3 protein-coding genes are annotated in these 3514 nt (G+C 57.1%); 2 read left to right on the forward strand and 1 reads right to left on the reverse strand.

The window, feature by feature from the left end; all coding sequences use genetic code 11:
• Positions 1-73 precede the first annotated feature (73 nt).
• Positions 74-1573, forward strand: a complete 1500-nt coding sequence (locus ACH2EH_RS17690; protein WP_395143654.1) for an alpha-N-arabinofuranosidase — start codon at positions 74-76, stop codon at positions 1571-1573.
• A 49-nt stretch (positions 1574-1622) separates the two neighbouring features.
• On the opposite strand, the gene ACH2EH_RS17695 is transcribed toward ACH2EH_RS17690, so the two are convergent.
• Positions 1623-2000, reverse strand: coding sequence for a hypothetical protein (locus tag ACH2EH_RS17695; RefSeq protein WP_395143656.1), 378 nt, complete (start codon positions 1998-2000; stop codon positions 1623-1625).
• A 229-nt stretch (positions 2001-2229) separates the two neighbouring features.
• On the opposite strand from ACH2EH_RS17695, the gene ACH2EH_RS17700 reads away from it, so the two are divergent.
• The coding region (locus ACH2EH_RS17700; RefSeq protein WP_395143658.1) for a RelA/SpoT family protein at positions 2230-3514 on the forward strand (1285 nt) is incomplete at its 3' end.

A 3514-nucleotide genomic window follows, 5' to 3' on the forward strand; every position in this document is an offset into this window, starting at 1 on the left:
GCCCCACGTTCACCATCCACGCGATTTCCGTCCTGGCATGGCGAAGCTGGTTTATATTTTGTAAACTGTCTTTATGAACGCAACGCTGACTCTGGACAAGGACTTTGTCCTCTCTGATATTGACCCACGCGTCTACGGCGGTTTCGCCGAGCACCTGGGTCGTCACATCTACACCGGCATCTATGAGCCCGGTCACCCGACCGCTGATGAAGAGGGCTTTCGTGAGGACGTGATCTCGCTGGTTAAAGAACTCTCCATGCCGATTATCCGCTACCCCGGCGGCAACTTTGTGAGTGGCTACAACTGGGAAGACGGTGTCGGGCCACGTGCGGAGCGACCCCGGCGGCTGGAGCTGGCCTGGGGAATCACCGAGACCAACGAGTTTGGAACCAACGAGTTCATGAGTTGGTGCAAAAAAGTGGGCACCGAGGCGATGATGGCGGTCAATCTTGGGACCCGTGGTGCCGACGATGCCCGGCGCTTGGTGGAGTACTGCAATCATCCCGGCGGCACGCAGCTTTCGGACTTGCGAAAAAGCCATGGAGCCGCCGATCCGTACGGAATCAAGGTCTGGTGTCTGGGCAACGAGATGGACGGCCCCTGGCAGATGGGCGCACGCACGGCCTACGAGTACGGGCGGGTTGCCAATGAGTCAGCAAAGCTCATGAAGTGGGTGGACGGTAGCATCGAGACGATTCTCTGTGGCTCCTCAGGACGGGGCATGGCGAGCTTTGGCAAGTGGGAGTGGGAGTCGCTCACGGCGAGCTATGAAAACGTGGACTATCTGTCGCTGCACACCTACTACAACAATAGAGCCAACGACACTCCTGCGTTTCTGGCCGAGACCGAGAACATGGGCGACTTTATCGCGGAGGCAATTGCACTCTGCGATGCGGTGAAGGCGTCTAAGAAAAGCAAAAAAACCGTCAATCTCAGCTTCGATGAGTGGAATGTCTGGTACCACAGCGGCGACTGGGGGCAGCTGGGGGCACGCTGGGACGATGTCCGGCCCCAGCTTGAAGACATCTACAACATGGAGGACGTGCTGGTCATTGGGGGAATGCTGCTGGCGATGCTCCAGTACGCGGATCGGCTCAAGATCGGCTGTATCGCGCAGGTGGTGAACGTGATTGCCCCGATCATGACCCGGCCCGGTGGTGGTGCGTGGCGTCAGACGATCTTCTATCCGTTGCAGCAGTGCTCGCAGTACGGACGGGGCACGGCGCTGCGCTGCGCGGTTAGCTCACCCACCTACGACTGTAAAACCCGCGATAAAGCGCCGTATCTCGCGACGACAGCCGTGGTGAGCGAGTCCGGCGACGAGCTGACGATCTTTGCGATCAATCGTAATCTTACAGAGCCGCTGGAGCTAACCACCACACTCCGTGGCTTTGGCAAGGCCGAGGTGATTGAGTGGACCACGATGCACCACGCCAATCTGAAAGCCGTTAATACCGAGACTGATCCTGATAACGTCGTCCCACAAGCCGCAACGGGCGCTATCGTGACCGGCGAGACGCTAAGTGCGACTCTTCCCGCCGCCTCATGGAACGTGATTCGGCTGCGCATCTAAAAAAACAAAAAGCCTCCCTGGCAGTCGCGAGGGAGGCTTTTTTGAGCTTTTATGCCTGGCTAAAAGTAATTGCTCCGGACTCGTTGACATCCACGGCCAGTGCTCCTGAGAGCACACCGTCCAGAAGCGACTGGTTCAGCAGCAGTGCCACCTGGCGCTCGGCGGCGTTCTCGGTCTTGGCGCGGCGCACACGGGTGGAGAGTGCTTTCAGCTCCGCTGCTTCCTCGTGAATCCCACGTGCCCAGAGCACGACGGCAAGTGCTTCACTCTGCGTTGCACCCTGCGTACCACGTGATTTGAGGAGAGAGTCAACAAGAATCTGTCCTTGTGCTCCATGATCTACTACCGAACGCCGTCGGCGGCGCACTACGGGTGTGACTGGGGCCACTTCAGCCCCTTCTGTCAATACTTTTGGTCGTCGTCCCATGTTTTTTCTCATTTCTATTCTGTCCGTGAAGATTTTCTCTATTCCTTGACAGGTAATACTAAAGTTATACCAGGGAAAAATTATCGCCGCTAAATTTACAGGGAAATAAGGACAAAAAAAATAAAAAATATTTATCTTCAAGGGAAACGTGCTGTGAGCATCTCTTGATAGATTTTTTGCTTCTTAGCGAAGCAAGATTTAGTAGATAGGCGTATACTAGCCCTTAACGATGTTGGCGAGTCTGGAGACCATTCTTGAGCGTGTGCAGCGCCATAATCCTCATGCGGATGTGGTTTTGCTTCGTCGTGCCTATGACTTCGCCACTCTGAAACACACGGGGCAGTTTCGTAAGAGCGGCGAGCCCTATATTATTCACCCCGTCGCTGTGGCACAGATTCTTGCGGAGCTGGAGATGGATGAGGCCAGTATCTCAGCGGGCTTTCTCCATGACGTGGTTGAGGACTGCGGTGTTACGCACGATGAGATTAAAGAGCACTTCTCGGAGGAGATTGCCCAGCTTGTGGATGGTGTGACCAAGCTCAAGCTGGCCGACTTCGAGCGACTCGCACCGGAGATGGCGGCGGCGGCCAAAGAAGCGGCGGCCAAAGAAGCGGAAACCGGAAAAATGGACCCACGTCGCCGCAAGCGCCTGGAAACGCACTCGTCGGCGGAGAACCTCCGCAAGATTCTTCTGGCCACGGCGCGCGATTTCCGGGTCATGGTCATTAAGCTCGCGGATCGCCTGCACAACATGCGCACGCTTCAAGGGCTGAGTCCTGAGCGTCAGCAGCGGGTGGCTGAGGAGACGATGCAGATCTTCGCGCCACTGGCCCACCGGCTGGGAATCTGGCAGGTGAAGTGGCAGCTCGAAGATCTGGCCTTCAAGTATATCTATCCCACGGAGTACAAAGAGCTGAGTGAGCGCATCGCTCGCACCCGCGTGGAGCGCGAGGACGATATCCGCGAGGCGATCCAGAAGCTACGTGAGGGGTTTGAACGGGCGGGGCTGACCCCCGATATTCAGGGACGGCCCAAGCACCTCTGGAGCATCTACAACAAGATGATCAAGCAGGGGCTGGAGCTGACCGATATCTACGATCTCATTGCGCTGCGTGTCATTACCCCAACCATCCCGGAGTGCTACGGGGCGCTGGGCGTTATTCACGAGACCTACCTGCCTATTCCTGGCAAGTTTGATGACTACATCGCCAAGCGCAAGGCCAATCTCTACCAGAGCCTGCACACGAAGGTCTATGGGCCTCGGGGCGAGCCGCTGGAGGTGCAGATTCGTACCTGGGAGATGCACAAGACCGCTGAGTTTGGGGTGGCGGCACACTGGGCCTACAAAGAGCGCGGGGAGGAAGCGCGGGCGGGACTGGATGCCTTTGAGCGGAAGATGGCCTTCTTGCGCGCCCAGCTCTTCGATGCCCACCAGGCCGAGGCTAATCCTGGCGAGTTTCTCTCTCGTGCGAGCAGCGATCTGTTTGCTGACCAAGTCTTTGTCTTCACCCCCA

Origin of the sequence: Armatimonas sp., from assembly GCF_043760365.1 — a bacterium.
Taxonomy (GTDB): domain Bacteria; phylum Armatimonadota; class Armatimonadia; order Armatimonadales; family Armatimonadaceae; genus Armatimonas.